14 protein-coding genes are annotated in these 19,655 nt (G+C 36.0%); 2 read left to right on the forward strand and 12 right to left on the reverse strand.

What is annotated here, in order from left to right; all coding sequences use genetic code 11:
* Positions 1 to 515 precede the first annotated feature (515 nt).
* The 6 genes from BK579_RS23300 to BK579_RS23325 form a co-directional block, all read right to left on the reverse strand.
* Positions 516 to 1,733 carry an IS4 family transposase gene (locus BK579_RS23300; RefSeq protein ID WP_078549688.1) on the reverse strand — a complete coding sequence of 406 codons (1,218 nt, stop codon included), beginning with the start codon at positions 1,731 to 1,733 and terminating at the stop codon, positions 516 to 518.
* A gap of 494 nt (positions 1,734 to 2,227) precedes the next feature.
* Entirely contained in the window at positions 2,228 to 3,541 is a 1,314-nt protein-coding gene (locus BK579_RS23305; protein WP_078549689.1) for a sensor histidine kinase, read from the reverse strand.
* A 40-nt stretch (positions 3,542 to 3,581) separates the two neighbouring features.
* The gene (locus BK579_RS23310; protein WP_078549691.1) at positions 3,582 to 4,283 is read right to left on the reverse strand and encodes a LytR/AlgR family response regulator transcription factor; all 702 of its coding nucleotides are present in this window, start codon (positions 4,281 to 4,283) and stop codon (positions 3,582 to 3,584) included.
* A gap of 948 nt (positions 4,284 to 5,231) precedes the next feature.
* Positions 5,232 to 6,650, reverse strand: coding sequence for a family 43 glycosylhydrolase (locus BK579_RS23315; protein ID WP_078549692.1), 1,419 nt, complete (start codon positions 6,648 to 6,650; stop codon positions 5,232 to 5,234).
* A 16-nt stretch (positions 6,651 to 6,666) separates the two neighbouring features.
* A complete protein-coding gene (gene arfA, locus BK579_RS23320) occupies positions 6,667 to 8,163 on the reverse strand; it encodes an arabinosylfuranosidase ArfA (protein WP_235848607.1) in 1,497 nt (498 codons plus the stop codon).
* Positions 8,164 to 8,334: 171 nt separating this feature from the next.
* On the reverse strand, positions 8,335 to 10,032 hold the full coding sequence (locus BK579_RS23325) for an ABC transporter substrate-binding protein (protein ID WP_235848521.1): 1,698 nt from the start codon (positions 10,030 to 10,032) through the stop codon (positions 8,335 to 8,337).
* Between the two features lie 412 nt (positions 10,033 to 10,444).
* Here BK579_RS23325 and BK579_RS23330 point away from each other — a divergent pair, with 412 nt between their 5' ends.
* The gene (locus tag BK579_RS23330; protein ID WP_078549695.1) at positions 10,445 to 11,290 is read left to right on the forward strand and encodes an AraC family transcriptional regulator; all 846 of its coding nucleotides are present in this window, start codon (positions 10,445 to 10,447) and stop codon (positions 11,288 to 11,290) included.
* Positions 11,291 to 11,795: 505 nt separating this feature from the next.
* On the opposite strand, the gene BK579_RS23335 is transcribed toward BK579_RS23330, so the two are convergent.
* From BK579_RS23335 to BK579_RS23340, 3 genes are all read right to left on the reverse strand, one after another.
* A complete protein-coding gene (locus tag BK579_RS23335) occupies positions 11,796 to 13,190 on the reverse strand; it encodes an L-cystine transporter (protein ID WP_078549697.1) in 1,395 nt (464 codons plus the stop codon).
* Between the two features lie 615 nt (positions 13,191 to 13,805).
* Positions 13,806 to 13,931: a hypothetical protein gene (locus BK579_RS26860; protein ID WP_268876538.1), complete on the reverse strand. Its 126-nt coding sequence runs from the start codon at positions 13,929 to 13,931 to the stop codon at positions 13,806 to 13,808.
* Between the two features lie 1,015 nt (positions 13,932 to 14,946).
* A complete protein-coding gene (locus BK579_RS23340; protein ID WP_078549698.1) occupies positions 14,947 to 15,441 on the reverse strand; it encodes an MORN repeat-containing protein in 495 nt (164 codons plus the stop codon).
* A 451-nt stretch (positions 15,442 to 15,892) separates the two neighbouring features.
* Between BK579_RS23340 and BK579_RS23345 the strand changes: the two genes are divergently transcribed.
* Complete coding sequence (locus BK579_RS23345; protein ID WP_139365151.1) at positions 15,893 to 16,888, forward strand: phosphotransferase; 996 nt, start codon at positions 15,893 to 15,895, stop codon at positions 16,886 to 16,888.
* A 533-nt stretch (positions 16,889 to 17,421) separates the two neighbouring features.
* Here the strand turns inward: BK579_RS23345 and BK579_RS27170 are convergent.
* The 3 genes from BK579_RS27170 to BK579_RS23350 all read right to left on the reverse strand — a co-directional run bounded on the left by BK579_RS27170 (position 17,422) and on the right by BK579_RS23350 (position 19,613).
* Entirely contained in the window at positions 17,422 to 17,568 is a 147-nt protein-coding gene (locus tag BK579_RS27170) for a DUF7225 domain-containing protein (protein WP_456237229.1), read from the reverse strand.
* The gene (locus tag BK579_RS27175) at positions 17,552 to 17,752 is read right to left on the reverse strand and encodes a DUF7225 domain-containing protein (protein ID WP_456237230.1); all 201 of its coding nucleotides are present in this window, start codon (positions 17,750 to 17,752) and stop codon (positions 17,552 to 17,554) included. The genes BK579_RS27170 and BK579_RS27175 overlap by 17 nt, the downstream gene beginning before the upstream one ends.
* 100 nt (positions 17,753 to 17,852) lie before the next feature.
* Complete coding sequence (locus tag BK579_RS23350) at positions 17,853 to 19,613, reverse strand: sigma-54-dependent Fis family transcriptional regulator (protein WP_078549701.1); 1,761 nt, start codon at positions 19,611 to 19,613, stop codon at positions 17,853 to 17,855.
* Positions 19,614 to 19,655 lie beyond the last annotated feature (42 nt).

The raw sequence follows: 19,655 nt of genomic DNA on the forward strand, positions 1-19,655 counted from the left end.
AGGGGGGATTGTAGCAATAAAGAATGGTAGAGCGGATACAAAGATTACGGAAGAAACCTGAGTGTAGAACTAGTTTTAGTTTAATAGAATCCTTTTATTTGTCAATCTATTCTCTTTATAATTCACCAAATCTACTCTTAACATTTCTACTTTCAGCCTCCCCAGCCTTAAGGAAGGCATTCGTGAATCACCGGAACGCATTAAAATAAGGTTCCAACATCATTCTTCCCGCTACTTTAAATATAAAAATTCCTAGCCATAAAAAATAAGGGGAGTTATTTCCGTTAATTGCCAATTAGAGCTTATTTTTGGGTAAATAAGTGGAGTTTTTCCACTAGCCTTGCAAGAAGATGTTAATTAGTTCCATTTTATATATTTTTGCAGGAGCAATGCAACGATAATGACCCACTAATTGTTATTTTAGTGAAATTTTTCCATGTGTAATTACTCAACTAATAAAAAAAAGAAACACACAAACAAACGAAGACATGTTCCTGTTTTTTCCAATTATTAACTTAGATGTAAATTACCTTTTTTGTTTTAAGAATCCGTGGATGTTTTCTAGGTCGACCAGGTTTACCTTTTTTGACTCTTCCTCTAGTAGTCCGAGAAGTCTTGTAGGTAATTAAATTAAAAAACTTCTGCCATGGTTGATACCAATTACAAATCATCTTTTTTAAGATTTGTTTAGTTGTATACTTTACATTTTCAAACTGGTCTTTTACTAATTCACATAGTCCGAAAGCGATAAAAGCAAGGTAGATTTGATTCCAAACAGCCGTTGTTTTGTAGCTAAATAGCTTCTCAAATTTTAGGTTTTGTTTCAACCACTTGAAGAATAGTTCAATGCACCATCTTCTTTTGTAAATCATAGCTACATTCTCTGAAGAAAGGTCCCAACGATTAGTTAGTACACGATATCGATTACCATCCGAGTCACGGTATTCGACTAGTCGTGCAATGATTGTTTCCTCAGTCTTTGGAACTTTCATTTCTACCTTTGCATCAAGTGTAATGAGACTTTCTGTCTCAATTGAGTACTCTTCTATAACCTTTGTTCTCGAGCTTTCCTTAAGCCTAACAACAAAGTTTATATTACTTTCTAACCACTTTGAGAACAGTGTGTAGTTGATATAACCACGATCCATCACATGAGTATGATGTTGGCTTGTAAGTATGTAATCCGCAACTTCATGGTCGGCATATCCTGCAGTTGATGGGATGAAAAATTCCGGATAGACGTTATCTTGGCCAAAAGATCCAAGCAAAAGATGTACTTTTACTGCATTCTTACTTTTGGATGTATACGCCCATTCTCCTGCCTTTTTAGGAAGTTTAATTTCTGTGGAATCTAGTATTCCTAACAAACCTACTTCTGAAGAAGTAGCGGATGTAGATTCCTGTGGTTTTTTCAATTCTGCAACCTGGTTTAGTATTTCGAAACACATCTCTTGAAGATGATGCGTTGGAATTTCATTTAACTTTCGACATAGAGATGAACCACTTATTGACTTCAATCCTAAATAAGACTGTAGATCCTCATTAGCCTTTAGATGGTCAGCTATTTCATCTAGAGAACCATGATTTTGTAAGAAGGCATTAACAAATAATAAGATTGTATGCCCTGTTAACAGTTTCTTTGAGTAAGTATCGGAAACTGGGCATCGAAAATTTTTCATAGAAATTAACGAAAAACACTTTTCAAAAACAGATATATTTGGTATGTTACTCATACGGTTTTCTCCTATTGTTTGTGTTTGAGTAACATGTCTTCAAACATACAATAGGGGATTTTTTTTATATGTCTAAACAAATTTTGGTAAATAAGTAAATCATTAGAATTGTTTTGCAATGCTAGTGGAGTTTTTCCCCCTATACAAGCAAAATCACCTATTTTCTTATGTTTCTAATAAAATAAGAGAAATTTTTTCCCCTATTTTAGCTAATTTCGATACTATTAATTAATTAAGAGAAATTTTTCCCTTTATTTATTAAATCAAAGAGCCGAATCTCCCCCATTTACGATAAAATCGGTGACTGCCCCAAAATTCAGGAATCAGCAGCTTTATAAACTGTACAATGCTTATTCCAATGCTATGTCAAAGTTAAAAAACTCACATAGGAGCCCTAATAAACAAAGAAAAAGACGCATGGCCAAGTTCACACGTCAATTTGATGTCTGTTAAAAAGAAAGCCTTCTAAAACGGCCATTTTAACTTAGAGAATACTATAATAACGGAAAGAGTATTCGTAGCTCAAACCAGCCATCTTCGGTCTTTATTGTCATCGTGCCATCATATTTCTTCACTGTTTGTTGGATGCTCTTTAATCCATATCCATGAAAGTTTTTATCCTTTTTGGTTGTGACGGGTAATCCATTATTGAAGATTAATTTCCCTTCGTAACAGTTTTCTACTCGAACACTCAAAAAACTTTTCCGTTTACTTATCGTTAAATGAATAAGTCTTTTCTCGATATCATCGATTTTCACAACACTTTCAATAGCGTTATCTAAAATATTTCCAAATAAGGTGCTTATATCAACCGGATCCATAAAATCAAGAGCTTTTCCTTCTGCGACAACCGTTAAGGTGACATTCACATCTTGACAATGCAGTTGTTTCCCCATAAGTACCGTATCCAGTACTTTATTTCCTGTTTTGTTTTGTGCTTCATATATTTTTATATCATCTTCCATTTGTTCAAGGTAATCAACTGCTTCTTGTGTACTAGCATCTTGTTTTAATACTGCAATTTGATGTTTTAAATCATGATATTTCTGGTTAACTAATTCAATACTTTTTTCTGACAGCTCATAATTCGCAATTTGCAGCCTTAATAAATTCTGCAATTTTTCCACTTCGAACTTCATATTCATTTCATTAATTTGGATATGATACGCAAAAAGTAAAGCTACTCCCCCAAAATCAACGAGTGTTCGGATATTAAAAATATCTCTTGCCATACTTCCACTAAATGGCGTGTTTTGATATACATAACTAATATTACTCATCGTGAACACTACTGCAACAATGATAAAAGCTGAAAACATCTCTCTAGCTGTTACATCATGGGTTGAATGGTTCTTAACAAATCGCTTTTCTAATAGGTACATGAAAGCTAAAACCACACTATAACTTATAAAAATAAACAGATATGTGGTGAAATAAGTAAACGACATTTCTAAATCTAAAACAGCGAAATAATAAATTTGATAGGAAAAAGATGCAATAAATTCACCAACAATAAATGCTCTAGCTGTGTAGTAACCCACACTCAATAAGGACAAATCACACATAAGATAAATGTATAGATAAATGATACCAATCGATACCAATATACTCGGCACAAAAAACATCATATGAACATCTGTGTTAATGATCTCCATGTAAATAAATATAAGTGCTAGAAAACTCAACGTAATTAAAAAGGATTCTATCTTCGTTCTTTTGCCTTTATTTAATACAGCAAAAAGCAAAGCACTCATCAGGTATGCGACAGCATAAAATCCCCCTGGAGTTTCGGCTAAATCGTAAGGCATTACGTTTCTCCTCTACACATGTTCATTAAATAAATCCTAATTACATATCCCATTGGTCAACTAACGCTTCCATAAAAGGCTTTCGATTTGATCTACTAATTGGAAGTTCCTCTCCTTTAACGATAACGCCTTTATCTTTTACCCCTTCGACATGAGCAAGATTAACTAAATAACTTCTATGAATTCTAAAAAACCAATCATCATTCAATTCTTTTTCTAATTCTTTAATTGCTCCTGATGCCTCAATCGTAGCATCTTTGGTTTTCAATAATAACTTATGACCTTGGCTTTCGATATAATAAATCTCTGACATATCTAAGCGTGTATAGCCATTTTTCACTTTAATGGTCAAGTACTCTACCTCTCTTTTTCCTAACCTATTAATGGCTTTATTTAACCGTTCAGAAAATGCGTAATAAGTGATTGGTTTTAACACATAATCGAGTGCATCAACAGCATAGCCTTTAATCGCATACTGCGCCATATTCGTAATAAAGATAATGACTACTTTCGAATCAACTTTTCGAATTTCTTCTGCCGCTGACATTCCGTCCATTAGAGGCATTTGCACATCCATCAAAATAATGTCAAACTGCGCATCATATTTATTAATAAACTCATCACCATCAGTAAATGTTTGCACATCCATCGGTACTTGATTTTCTTTTTGAAATCTTTGTAAATAGTCTAATAATTGCTCTTGATAGATAGACTGATCTTCCACAACTGCAATACGTAACATATCTACACTCCTTTTATATAATCTATTAGATATAAGTGTATATAGTAATCAATTTAGTTATCCTTCGGTTTTGATATGTAGTTACCACTATATCAAACATTGAGGTGTTTTATTCTAGTTTTTTCTGTGTCGAGGTTTTACTGAAATAAACTGTAGCTCTACAGTCAGTTATTATATATCTACTTTTTAAGGTGCGAAAGGTTAATCTTATCCTATTTATCGTCACTTCTAGAATATTTTAAAATAGGGATTCAATTTCAACACAACTAAACTCATTTTTATGATGAATTTGATAGGATAACTATTACCGCTCTATTCTAGTGCGTAGTCAAAGAGTTTCCTTAATCACTAATATTAAATATGAGCGCCAATTTACATATGAAATTGACACTCATTATTTTTGGTGTAAAGCCATGTGGGTGAAAATCAAATTTTCACAGGGAAATGCAAACCAAATTGTAGAGGTACAACGGCTATTGGTCCCCCACAATTTGTTATACGACTTATCTTACTGTAAATTTTAAAATTAGCGGAGATTTTCCGGTTAACGGCAAAATAGAGCTTGGTTCAGCCTATAAGCGGAGTATTTCCGATTAAGCAAAGAACAACAACCCATTTTTATGTTTTTTGAGTCAATAGGCGGAATCCTTCCGTCTATTTAAGCTATTTTAAGTGCTAATTCCCAATTAAGAGAACTTTCTCCACTTATTTTCAACAACCCATTCTGACTCCTTCATCTGGGGCCGTGATGGTCCGCTCTTATGTGGTTGGGGGGAGTAGAATATTGAGAAAGGAGATGCACTGCTAACGAATAGCGATCTTGAAGAAATAGAAATCTCTTACTAAAGTAACTGGTTGCGGCTATTTCAACAGGCAAACAAAAAAATGCCTCAATATAAACTGAGACATTTTTTTCAATTGCAAAACCGATACAAAAAGCAGTACAAATTATTCCAGTATAAAAGAAGCTAAACCGGCACTCCCATTTCCTTTATAGGTAAAATACAATGGTTGAATATCATCCGGAATGACGATGTCAGAAGAGTATTCCGTCCATACATTCGTAAAATCAACAGGTATCTCAGCAAGCGCTGCACCATCCCATGAAGTTTTCACCTCAAATACACCTTTACAATATCCCCGCACCTTAATTTTGATTTTCTTTATATCCTGACAATCAAAATATTTAAATCCCGCAGTAGCAGAATCCTGCATATTAGCAATATATCCTATTTCCTCATCCCCATCTTTTCCATCCTGGGTGATCTTCGGGAATTGGCTGTCCATCCATAAACCACCTGAATACTTTGCCTCATCTCGACAGAACAGATTGCACGCAAGATATGCTGGATACTCTCCACGTCCGATAAGTGGTCCGCCATTTGGTCCACAGGACGTCATCTCTACTTGAGGAATAGTTCCATCTTTTAGAATTTTAATAGGCTCAATACATCCCTGACGACTGAAGCTTGATCCATTTGTATGTCGATGATAAAAAATATACCATTTGCCATTCATTTCAATAATACTGCCATGATTATTGCCACCATAAAACATTGGTTTATCCGCCGGTTTGTAAGAATCAATATGGAGATCATTATTGCTTACAATTACGCCCTTGTATTCAAAACCTTTTGTTGGATTTTTGCTGGTGGCATAACACAGTTCATGCATCACGATCGAGGAATATAGCAAATAATAGGTATCTCCCATCTTTCTCATCGAAGGCGCTTCAAAAAACTCATGCCCCTCAAAACCACTACCTGCACTATAAGGCTCACTTGGTGCGATAAATACCGGTTCTTCTACAATGGTAAGCATATCCGGACCGAGAACCGTTGCCATAGCTCCCTTTCTGGATTTATCACCCGCTGCACAAAAACCAGTATACAGATACGTTTTATCTCCTTCGGTCAGTAAGCCAGGATCAAACTGTGGTTGATCTCCTTCTCTTTCCCCAAGACGTGTTCCATCTGCATAATGTACATATCCATAGAATTCATATTTTCCTGCTGGAGTATCGCAAACAGCTACTGATACAACGGATACTTTATCTAGAACATAGTACAAATAATATTTTCCATCATGTCCAACCGTGACATCTGGAGCATATAAACACATATTTTCAGCATAATTCAGAGGATCATCTGTTTTTTTATAAATAACACCCTCATACCGCCAATCCCCCAAATCATCCGCCGGGGCTGACCAACATACATAATCATTCAAGCAAAATACATGCCCATTAAAGCGGTCATGGGAGCCATAAATATACACTCTGTCATTAAACACATAAGGTTCCGCATCAGGAATATACTCCCATGAAGGGAGGTAAGGATTCACGCCTTGTTTTTTCTGTGTTTCCACTGTAAGCACCTCATCTTTAGTTGTTAGTCGTTTTAGTTAGTCGAATCATATTCCACGATAATTTTGGTAAAATACCGACTACCTTCCCATTTTCCATATAAGATTCGCCCTTATTATGTGGTTTTACTTGTTCCTTACCTAGTGTATTCGTTGCCTTTGGGTCATCATTTTGCAATACCACGTGTTCTTCCACTTCATAACCCTCAAATGAACGAGCATCAATATCCACTTGTAACGTATTTTCCATATGACGGTTTGTGGCAAAAATAACAACCTCATCTTTTTCCTCATTATATACAACCGCTGAATCCAAATAAGGAACATCTGTAAAGTCACTACTATCATATTTAGGTGACTTGACTACTGGGTTAAGTGCCAATCCTCTACCATAAACAGATGTGTAATAAAAAGGATAGAAAATCGTTTGCTTCCATACTCCTCCACCATTTTCTGTCATAATTGGTGCAATCACATTGACTAATTGTGCCATTGCAGCAATTTTCACACGGTCAGAATGACGGATCATTGTGTTTAGCATACTCCCAACAAGAAGAGCATCCTCAAATGTATAAACATCTTCTAATTGAGGCGGTGCAATCGACCATGGTTCGATTTTTTTATCTTGATCATTAGAATGAAACCATACATTCCATTCATCAAAACTTAAATTAATTGTTTTCTTACTTCGCTTTTTAGCTTTTATATAATCACATGTCGATATAACCGTTTTAATAAAGTTTTCCATGTCCAAAGTATTGGCTAGGAAATTTGCTGTATCATTATCTCGATTTCCATAATATTGATGCAGTGATATATAGTCGGAATAGTCATATGTATGATCTAGCGTAGTGGCCTCCCATTCTGGGAATGTAGGCATTCCTGAACCCGAACTCCCACAGGTTACCAGTTCGATTGTTGGGTCAACTAAACGCATGACTTTTGCTGTTTCTGCTGCCAGACGACCATATTCAATAGCAGTCTTCTGCCCTATTTGCCATGGCCCATCCATTTCATTTCCAAGACACCACGTTTTTATTTTATGAGGTTCCTTATAACCGTGTTGTTTTCTTAAATCACTCCAAGCTGTCCCGCCAGGATGATTCGCATATTCTACTAGATTCCTAGCAGCATCGATTCCCCTTGTTCCAAGGTTAACTGCCATCATAACTTCCGCATTTGCTTTCTTAGCCCAATCCACAAATTCATTTGTACCAACCTGGTTTGTTTCAATCACGCGCCATGCCAACTCCAGTCTACGTGGACGGTCCTCTTTTGGTCCAATACCGTCTTCCCAGTAATAAGCAGACACCATGTTTCCGCCAGGGTATCTAACAATAGGTACTTGTAACTCTTTTACTAGTTCAAGGACGTCTTGTCTAAATCCTTGTTCATCCGCACTTGAATGATTTGGTTCATAAATACCACCATAAACAGCCCTTCCAAGATGTTCAATAAACGAACCATAGATACGCTTATCAATTTTAGAAATGACGAAATCTTTATCAATCACCATTTTTGCTTTAGTAAAATCTTTTGCCAATTTAATCCACCCTTTCTTATTCACATCAAACGGATGACTATAACATCCGCACATTTCATTCTGTAGTACCTCAATAAAAGAGGCTATGATAACCAACTATCTGTTACCATAGCCATTTTATTTACTTTTGAGAGAGTGTGTTGCTTACCATTCTCCTCGAACACGAGCTTGAACAACATCTGTGTAGAACTGCTCGTAGCTATCTACATCTAAAGCTCTATAAGCTTTAACAAAGTCATTCCATTCTTTTTCAAAATCAGCTGGTTTAGCTAAAGCAATTTTTGCATAGTGCAGTCTTATGATTTGATCAGCACGTTCTTGGAAGATCTGTGAGTCAGAGCCTTGTTCCATATTGGCACTCCATGCAGGATACCAAGGACGATCATCTGGAGCAGAAAATAACTCAGAGAATGTTTTGATACCATAAGCGTCAAGGTACTCTTTGTCCGCCTCAGTATATGTCGCTAAAGCAACCTCAGGTTGTCTTCGCGGTTCAACTGCATTTCCATCAGAGAAAGAACCATTAATTCGAGGCCAGTTCCACTCAAATGTCTTCATTCCTACTTTTTCTCTTTCTACCTCATTTTGAGCAAGTTCGATTTGTTCTTGCGTACGGTAGAAACGTCCATTTTCATCTACACTGTAATGTTCATCTTCAAAGCCCCAAAAAACAAGCTTTTGCATGTCTTCTTTAACTAATTCATTCCAGTATTGAATAATACGTTCTGGATTTTCAGCATCTACTGTAATACCAGCTCCACGGTTCCCTACAAATGCTGGAGGATCTAGGTATTGATCTTTAATATTCTCATCAAACACAATTGGTAAAGCCATAAACTCACGATCAGGATTCCCTGCGTCTCTTAATGCAGTAATAGCATCTGCAAACTGCCAACCATAGTCAAAGAATCCTAGTACACGACCAGAAGATAGCTTTGAAATATATTCATCATAATTTGCAACAAATAATTCTTTATCAAGCAATCCCTTTGCGTTAAGATCATTTACAGTTTTTAACCAACGCTTTGCATGTTCAGAATCAGCGAAAACACTAGCTTCGTGTGTGTCCATATCAACCATTACCCCACCGTCATTAGGGTATCCTGCTAAGTGGTTTGGAATATTGGAAAATGCAAAGAATCTCCAGTCATAAGTCAATCCACTAAATGGGATGACGTTCATACCTTCAATCTGCGGGTTTTCAGAAGCATAGCGTTCGATAATTTCAAAGTACTCATCCAATGTCTTAATTTCTGGAAAGCCGTATTCTTTAAGTATCCCCCGTTGAATCCAAAACGCACCTTGGTCAATGTTAGGATTAGGAATAAACTCATTTACATCTGCACCGAATGGTAAGTAATAAATATTTCCATCATCCATTGTAAATCGGTCAAGATATGGTCCATAAGCAGCAAGAATATCAGGACCATGTTCTTCAAGAAGATCATTTAATGGGATAAATGCTCCAGCTTCTAACATTGTATCGATTGCAGCATCTGGTATAACAACGTCAGGGTAGTCATCACTCGCAACCATAACCCCAATTTTTGTATTCAAGTCACCAACAATATGCTCAAGCTTAAAGTTAACACCTGTTTTGTCCTCAAGAATTTTACCAATTCTGGTCGTATTGCTTTCGATATCTTTCCCTGGGACTGCGGCGTTAAAGTAAGTATACGTGACTGGTGTTCTATCAACCTCACCATTCTGTTCTTCTGAATTCGTATCATTTTGTACATCTTTATTTTCATTTGTAGAAGTTTTATCATCATTTGAACAAGCGGCGAAGACTAAAAACAACAAAAATATTAATAATAATGCCGATAATTTTCTCTTGATCACCTTAATACCCCCTTGAAAATGTTTTATGCACATCTAGCTAAAAGAAACTTTAAACCTTATCTATACCTATCACCCCCTTAAGTTCAAATTATTAAAACGCTTTCATTTGCATTGTTAAAAAACCATACTGCCTGACAATTCGCCCTGAGTAAAAACGAAATATACTTAGCCTTGGCGTATGCTCTCCGTGCGATTAACTTAGTTTGTTAATGCAACAAAGTGCATGAATTAACTCCTTGAGTCTATTATTTTAATCATCACTTATTAAAAAATGAATCATTGGAATTTACAGAAAAATGATGCATAATAATAATAATTTACTATATTTTGAGTTTGATATTTTATGTGTTGACATTAAAGACCTAATGATGCCATGTGATTAGTAAGTAACATAAGGATTAGGAGAATAGCTATGACAAAGATTTTCTATGTAGAATATGATGCTGCACATACAAATAATTTTGAATTTGATATCCCTAAAGGTCATGACTGTTGGCTTCTTGTTGTCACTCAAACTCCTGCTCTATTCTTGGTGAATGGTGAAATCAAAGAATATCCTGCGCACAGCGCGATCTTATATCAACCACATCAGAAAATATACTATAGGGCTTGTGCTGATCAATATGTAAATAACTGGGTACGTTTTGAAACCAATGAACCTTATGTTACCGAAACCATTCTTCCTCGTGGAATCCCGTTTGCGTTGGGTGATCCGGATTATTGCCACAAGCTATTTCAGCTACTTGTTGCAGAGAACTCTTTTGATCAAACCTATGGAGAATCATCAACGGGTTATTTATTGAAAATTCTGTTTAATAAACTCTTGGAATCTTACTTCCAAACAGAGATTTCCCCACAATACTATACGCTTATAAATCTTCGAACAGAAATTTACAATAACCCTAGTAAAGACTGGAGTGTTCCAAAAATGTCGGAATCTATTCACCTTAGTCCTGGCTATCTACAGACACTCTATAAAAACACATTTGGTATTTCCTGTATGGACGACGTCATCTTCAGCCGAATTCGTCTTGCCAAAGAATATTTAATGCTCAGTACCTATACCATTACTGAAATAGCCTTTCGCTGTGGATACAATAATGTAGAACATTTTTGCCGGCAATTCAAACAAAAGACTGGAAGTACTCCATTAAGATTTCGCAACAATGGTGCCAGTTCAGGAGTTGAACCGCTAAATTCCAGTGAAAAAAATAAGTTGGATTCAAATGCCCAATCTATTACCCTTGAATTGTCCTAGTATTGCTTTAATCAATCAAGTCTTTTTATCTACTAATCATTGTGACTGTACACTGGCCAATAAAAGAAATTGATAAATACTAAACTAGGCATGAAAAAGAGGCATTGAAAATATAACATGCAGGCACTTTAAATAAGTAGAAAATTGAGTTTTAACCGTAAAGATTTAGTAGCTTTTAAAACGTTTTTGATTTATTTAATCATACGATTATTCAGTCTTAGATACATTGAATTTTCCTCACATATTTTTGATATATTCTTAGATTATGATACAAGAACGGCTAGTTTTTGAATTTGTAAAATAGAAACATAACGAAAATGAGTAATAAGTTATTGGTTTTCATACTTAACCTAGTGTATCAACAGCTTAAATCATGGATTTTTTTTATAAGTGCGACTGTATCCTGTACAATTGTCCCTCTGATCGCACGAAAAATAGGACCTCCATCAATATGGAGGTCCTATTTTTAACTACATACAAAAATGAAAGCATAACAGAGAGCCTTTTAAAGACCAGTTTCTCTTTCAATCGCATCAGGATTGTTGAATGTTTTGATATTGAGCTTGTTCATAATTCTAGATGTTAATGTGCCTGAGACCATCGCTCCATTTACATTTAATGCTGTACGTCCCATGTCAATTAGTGGCTCTACAGAGATAAGTAGACCTGCTAAAGCTACTGGTAGATTCATAGAGGAAAGTACGATTAATGCTGCAAATGTAGCACCTCCACCAACACCGGCGATACCAAACGATGCTACTCCAACAATAAGAATCAATTGAACGATAAATCCGGGTGATAGTGGGTCAATTCCCTGTGATGGTGCGATCATCACTGCTAACATCGCTGGATAAATTCCCGCACACCCATTCTGTCCAATGGTTGCACCAAACGAAGCAGACATATTGGCAATACCTTGATCGACTCCTAAGCTATTTTTCTGCGCTTGAATATTAAGCGGAATCGTACCTGCACTTGAACGTGATGTAAAGGCAAACCCTAGCACCGGTAAAACCTTACGAAGGAATGTGAACGGGTTCAGTCCAAACAGACCAACTACAATTAAGTGAATGATAAACATCGCTAGTAACGCAATATAGGAAGCTCCTACAAATTTACCTAACTCTAGTATTCCTGCCACATTCGTATTGGCTACTGTGTTTGCCATTAATCCCAAGATACCATATGGTGTTAAACGAAGAATAAGTGTTACGATCCGCATGACAATCGCATATATAGCATTCATCCAATCAACAAAAACCTTTGCTTGTTTAGGTTGTTTTCTACGAACTCCAAGAACAGCAATACCAACAATGATTGAAAAGATAACGACTGCAATTGTGGATGTAGCACGAGCGCCTGTCATATCTAAAAATGGATTAGACGGGATAAAGCTTAAGATTTGTTGTGGTATAGTTAAATCTTGAACAGTGCCTAATCTTTCTTCTAAGGCCAACCCTCGATCACTCTCCGCTTGACCAGCTTCAATTTGACTAGCGTCTAAATTAAAGATTGAAGCGGCCCCTATACCAACGACAGCTGCTACCATTGCGGTTGCTACCAGAATACCGATGATCCATGCGGACATTTTTCCTAAATCAGAAGACTTTTCCAAATTAATAATTGACTGAATGATCGACACCATAATAAGTGGTATTACAATCATCATTAATAAGCTTACATAGCCTCTTCCAACAATGTTAAACCAGTCGGTCGTTGTGGTAACAACCACTGAGCCTGGTTCATAAGCTAACTGCAAAAATGTTCCTAGTAATATACCAAGACCTAATCCGGTAAATACACGCTTACTAAAAGAAACGTGCTTCTTTTGCATATAAAATAAAAGACCAATAAGTGCAAGCATGATGATAATATTAAGTAAAATAAATAAAGTATTCACCTTTTCCTTACTCCTCCTTCAAGTACTGGTGCAACTAATCGAGATACGATAAATCCTCTTCATCATAATAATCCGATTAATTCACTTGGAATAGATTACAATGATTATTGACTTGTGTCAAACATCTTTAACTACTCTCTCTGCTAATCTTTAGAGAAAGATAAACTAGAAACTGTTATCTCCGAGTCAAGCATAAAAAAAGGCTCCTACTTTCGTTAATTCAAAAGAAAGGGACTAGGCACGCAACCATTTACCGTAATGACTAACGCAAAAAAAGCGACGATACCTAAGCGATTTAGACCCTAAAATACCGTCACTACAACGTTCAATGGATACTGGTAATCGTGTCGAAATAAGTTACTATTTATTGAGTTAAAAAAGATAGAGGTTTAGCGAATCGGAAATGCACATTTACCTCTGTATCATTCATTTACCAAATCCATCCAGATTAAATTAATAAATACCAAATACATTCATTCTTTTGTAATCGGTTCAACAGACTTCAAGTAATCAGTAGGAACAAATTAAAAATGAAGAATTGTTCCATTTACTGGTTAAAACAAGCAGCTAAGCTATGCAAGGGCATGAGGAGTGAAAAAAATTTAATATTGTTATTTAGTTAATCTGGCTAGACATATCATTTTGATATAGACTAAATTCATATTGAGCATTAGTATGCCCCTTCTGAGCAGAACTTCTTAACATATTTAGAGCTTCTTCTCTTTCACTTCTTTCCACCATGTTCTAATATGTAAATTCCTGCTTCATATTGTGCTACAGGATCTCCTTGCTCTGCCTTTACCTTTACCCTTTGCCATTCTCTCTTGCAATTCTCGGCACTTCACGGATTGTACTTATTACATTTTTTAGCATTCCTGACAAACGTATCACCTCTCACTTATGATCCTTGTATATTGTGACCTAACAGAAAAAAATTAAACAAGCTAATCTAGGCCTGTTTTAGCACCTCAAAAAATGCTACTTCCATCGAAGAAGTAACGTTAATTGATTCTATCTGGTTTCATTACCACCAATATTATTCTTAAGTAATGTTAGGACTTTTATTTCCTAATATCTATTCTTCCTCAGTTAATTCAACATTAGCTACGTCCTTAAACTGAACAAAGTCGAATTGATTAGTCCTTACTTCAATTGGAAGTTGCTTAGTTAATGGATCAACATAATTCCCCCTACCGATTATGTCTGTAGTGTTTTGCCATGAATATCCTCGCTTTTTAACATTTCTCTTTTACTTGATCACGTGCAAGGAAATCCGTTTCTGTTAACTCCGTACCATTACCTCATACATCTTTTTCCCCTTTCCTTCTTCAATCAACCTGTTTATTATCCTTTGAATTCAACAACCCCTATAATAAAACAACAATCATTTAGAAAAGAGCCTTTTAAAAAAACGATATTATGATGAATTCTCCATTTTATTAAGAGAATAATAGATTTTTAAAAAAAAGAAATCCTTTCCTCGTATTAAGAGTCGGATTTCTTTTTATGTACATTATTTAATTCTACGACCACAATAATTGCAAGTATCGTAATTGTAATCAGTCAATTTACCGCAATTGTCACATGTAGTGTAACCAAAGCGAATAGCGATAGTTTTTAACCAGCTCATTATTTCCCCTCCTTTTCAACTAGGTACATAGGTATATGAATATTATACCATAATTGTATAGTTTTGGTAGTATTAACTATCAATACTAGTTTCAAATCTACTACAGAAAATCAGATGTAAATAACATCATTTACGTAAGACTTTTTCAGTAACTTCAGTTAATACCTCTCCTTCAATATCCTTCCCGAGAAGTTTTCCCTTTCCAAAGAAATCACCGTCTTTAAATCCCCCTTCATAGACTAAATTACCTTTATCCCCAAAGAATTTCCCCTGTCCATGCCATTTTCCATTTCGAAAATCACCTTCATACATGACATACCCCTTATGAAATTGCTTCCCAAAACCATTCATCTCATCCACTTTAAATTCGCCTTCATAGATTAATGCCCCGTTTTGACCAAACAATTTCCCGTAACCATGCTTTTTACCACTTTTGAACTCACATTCGTACTGAAGAGTTCCATCTTCACGATAATATTTTCCATATCCATGGAACTGGTTATCATACATTTCCCCTTCATACTCTAATTTCCCATTTCGGTAGTACACTCTCTTCTTACTACTAGTTTCTGCGATCAAACTACTTGCAGTATTAATTAATTTTTTTAGAACTGTCAGCATAATATTGCTCCTCCTGTTCGAAACCCTTTCGGTAGATTACTAGATTTTTCATACAAGCAATCATATTGGTTAAATATTCCTAGAAAAAAATTACAAATAATATTATATAAAAACGTTCCACATTTTGGCAATAAAAATGTGGTTCACTGTTCAATGTGTTACATGCTCTTGAACTTTTCTATCACCAATTTCATCCCAGTTAATCCTAACTACTCTACATACCCACCAGATAATAGCCAACTATGTTATAGTATGATTGATATTTTAAATGCGAATAAAAACAGTCCGTCGCCGTAAACGATAAGAACTTCAACGCAATGGGGTGAGAAATATTCATAAATCTACAAATCCATTACTACTAAATAGGCAACTAGCAAGCTTGTATTATAAGAAAGGGAATAATAGCAAGGCAACCGAAAAAATCAAGAAAGTTTTAAGCGAGTTCGTAAATATGAATGATCTTATTAGTGAAATAGAAGCAGCAGTTGGGGGTAATACCACCACCGACTCTGAAATTGTGTATGCTGGCGGCGAACAAAACATTGGTTGTATTGTTACCAAAACAACAAACAAAGATTACCTAACAAAAGTATCAATCGGCTACAATCGCGAATGCTTTTTTTATACCCGTATATATCCAATATTGCTAAAGCAGTTTAACGACGAAGCAATCTTCCTTTCTCCTTTTATCAAGCTAATTCGGTTGAAGGAATCCAATATCCATGCAGTCGTCATGCGAAAAATAACTGGGACTAACATAAATATTCTAGAAACCATGCAGAAAATCATTACGTTAAACCAACGGTGCTCTTCTATTACATATAGGGACCTAACAGATCAATACCCGTTTGATGAGCTACATCAAGCATTTGTTTTGTTTCATCCTACCAATGCGAAGGATCCCATTACTGCCTTGCATTCATTTTCGGGTATACATAAACAAGAAAACAATGAAAGCTTGTTTAGACAAGTAAAGAAGCACTTTAGAAAAAGACATTATCGAGAATCAGTTGCGATTTTTGACCGCTTAGAACAGTTCATTCTGACAAATAAGATGTATGAGAAAGTAGATCCAAACATCAACTACACACTTCAGCATGGTGATCTTTTTGAGCATAATCTGATTCAACACAAGGATGACGTATTTTACATTGATTGGGGATGTGCTCGATTTGGACCTAAAGGCTTAGATATGGCAGGTTTTCTCGGACGGTTGAAAATGCCATTTGAATTCATTTTTAAACACTACATACATCATCAACACGGTAATCACCTTTCACACATTGATAAGATCCTTTTTCTTTACATGCTAATGATTACATGGCTAATTGTATACGAGAAAGACGAGCTCGATAACATCGCAGCAACTGATTTGCAGTACGCCATTGACCAGCTAGAGCAAACATGGAAGGACTTGGACAAGGATAATGTGCACCCCAATTGTTAGACACAACAACTAACAATTGGGGTGCACATATGGAGAAGAAATACCCTTTAGAAATAAAGATATCTAAAAGGCGGAGAATCTATCAGGCGGACAGCCCCAAAATACAATGTTAGTAAAACAATGTTACACAAATGGGTTGCGAAAGTTCAAAATCACAGAGTAGAGGTCATAAGAAACAAACAAATAAAAAACCTTCTCCAAAAGAAGGTCCCACATGTGTTGAGTATAACGTGGATGTGCCCCCTAAATTAAAAGGGAGGTGTAGAAATCGAACAGAAACGCTATTATACTTCTTATTTAAAGCTACTCTGAATTGGTTTGCATGATATTATAAATTATTAGAATAAATAATTGAGTTTTTAGTTGTAAAACTATCATGCATAGCAAGTTAAGGATTGTAAAAAAAGCCCAAAGGATTTCAACTAGGCGCCATATCAGATGCCATAATTCAGTTACTTTGCAACCAAGTACATTCATTTCAACTCGTATCATTTCCAGGTATTCTTCATATAACTTTTTTAGTTGTGAGATTACTATTTTACTTTGTCTACTAGTTTGATCCTTTGGATAGAGAAGAAGTTACCATTATCCCACTCGCCTTCAACAGATTCATATTTTGATCCTTTGGCTATGTGAAAAATTAGTCCTGTATAAGAGTAATTTTCACCTACATATCGTATGTACTTCTATTGATTTATATAAATGATGTTCAGTAAAAGGTATCCAGTTGTTGTAGCTGTTATAACAATAGTCAGACATAATAATAATACTTAGATTTTTATTAAACTTTTTTATAAATATCTTTTTTTCTATGGATAATAAAGTATCACCCTTATAGCTAACGTTACAATCAGCATCCCAGATATTCGAACATTGTTTTCTTTCCGCAGGCTTTTATCCTCCGAACTAATCTTTTAACATTTTTATTAAGTCTTTTATTTTGTTCGTTGAACGTCCCGTCCCTTCACAACCCATACTTCCTCATTTTAAGATACAGCGTATTGCGACTAATCTTCAATATCCTTGCCGCTTTGCTTATGTTCCATCCAGCAGATGTTAGTGCTTGGCTGATCGCCTCTTTTTCGGTCTGTCCAAGTGTTGACGGTTTTTTTTCTATAATTGTTAATTGCTGAGTTTGCTGTTCATACACATCTTCAAAGTGTAAATCATCCGCCTTAATCTCGTTTCCTACGGCCAAAAAGGAGGCTTGGGTGAGGACGCTTTTAAGTTCTCTAATGTTTCCTGGCCAATGATAGGCGAGGATTTTTTGCTTTGCTTCATCCGATAACGATACGGATGAATGGTTTAATGTATTAATGAAATGCTCGGTTAATTCAAGGATGTCGGTTCTGTCTTTCAGAGGCGGGAGGGTAATGAAAATCCCTTTAAGCCTGTAGTACAAGTCCTCTCGAAAGCGTCCTGCTTGAATTTCTTCACGTAAGTTTTTGTTTGTAGCCGCGATAACTCTTGTGTTAATCGGGATGACTTTGACACCGCCGACTCGTGTAACAATCCTTTCTTGTAAAACACGGAGTAAAGCCGCTTGGGCCTTTAAGGACATATCGCCAATTTCGTCGAGAAAGATGGTTCCACCATTTGCTGCTTCAAATTTGCCTGGAGATCCTTTGTGATTCGCCCCTGTAAATGCCCCCTTTTCATAGCCAAATAATTCACTTTCGATAAGATTTTCTGGGATTGCGCTACAATTTACAGCGACAAATGGTTTCCCGTTTGAGCCATTGCTATGTAATGATTGAGCAATAAGTTCCTTTCCTGTTCCACTTTTCCCATAAATAATGACAGGGTAATCAAAAACAGCCGCCTTTGTTATCATGTTTCGAACCTTTTCTATTTTAGGACAAGAGCCAATGATATCAGAGGTGCTGTATAGTTTTTTTTCTGTCTCTTCCTTTTTGTAGGGTTTGTTTAAAGAAACAACAGACCTATAAACTCTTTGTGTTTGATCAGAAATGACCTCAACCGAGTAACCTTTTGCGACATGAAACTCATCCCCAATGCAGTCCTCTCCTAAGATAAAACGGGCTGTTTGATTGGCACGAATAATCGTATTTTCACGGTCAAGGGTAAGAAGCGGAACGGTTGATAAGTTTGATGTTAGCTCAAGTTCTTTTAATGCCAATACCTTTTCTTGCTTAGTTTGGTCAAGAAGTAGCCGGTTCTGTAAACTTTCGGCCATCATCGTTGTTAAAGAAATCGTAAAAGGGTGATACATCTCTTTTTTTGCACTAATATTAATCGCACCAATTAACTCGCCAGTTGGAGAATAAATGGGACTTGCTGCACAGGTAAGAAAGTGGTTTTTCACGTAGAAATGGTGTTCAGCGTGCGTAATGATTGGTTTCTTTTCGTAGATGGCGAGTCCCATCGCATTGGTGCCTTTTCTTTCTTCAGACCAATTGGAACCAACTGTCAAATAATCGACCGCCTCATTACTATCCAGATGGCCTACTTTATGAATAATGGTTCCATTCCGATCAACAATCACCGTGACAAGTTCTTGGGAGTGAATGGCAGGATAAAGGTTTTCTAAAATTAATGTTAAATGCCGAATTAACGACTGATTTTCAGTTAGTACCTCCTGTAAGGCACTACCGGTTAAAATTGAGTCATCTATAGGATCTAAGGGTGAAAGTCCAAAGTTTTGACAGCGTTTCCAAGAACGGTCGATTATATCAACCCGCTCGACAAGGTTATCCTGTAGCATTTGCTTGCCCCCTTTAAATAGTAACGTTTACTTTAAATCTAT

The sequence above is a fragment of the Litchfieldia alkalitelluris genome (genome assembly GCF_002019645.1).
Lineage (GTDB): Bacteria > Bacillota > Bacilli > Bacillales > Bacillaceae_L > Litchfieldia > Litchfieldia alkalitelluris.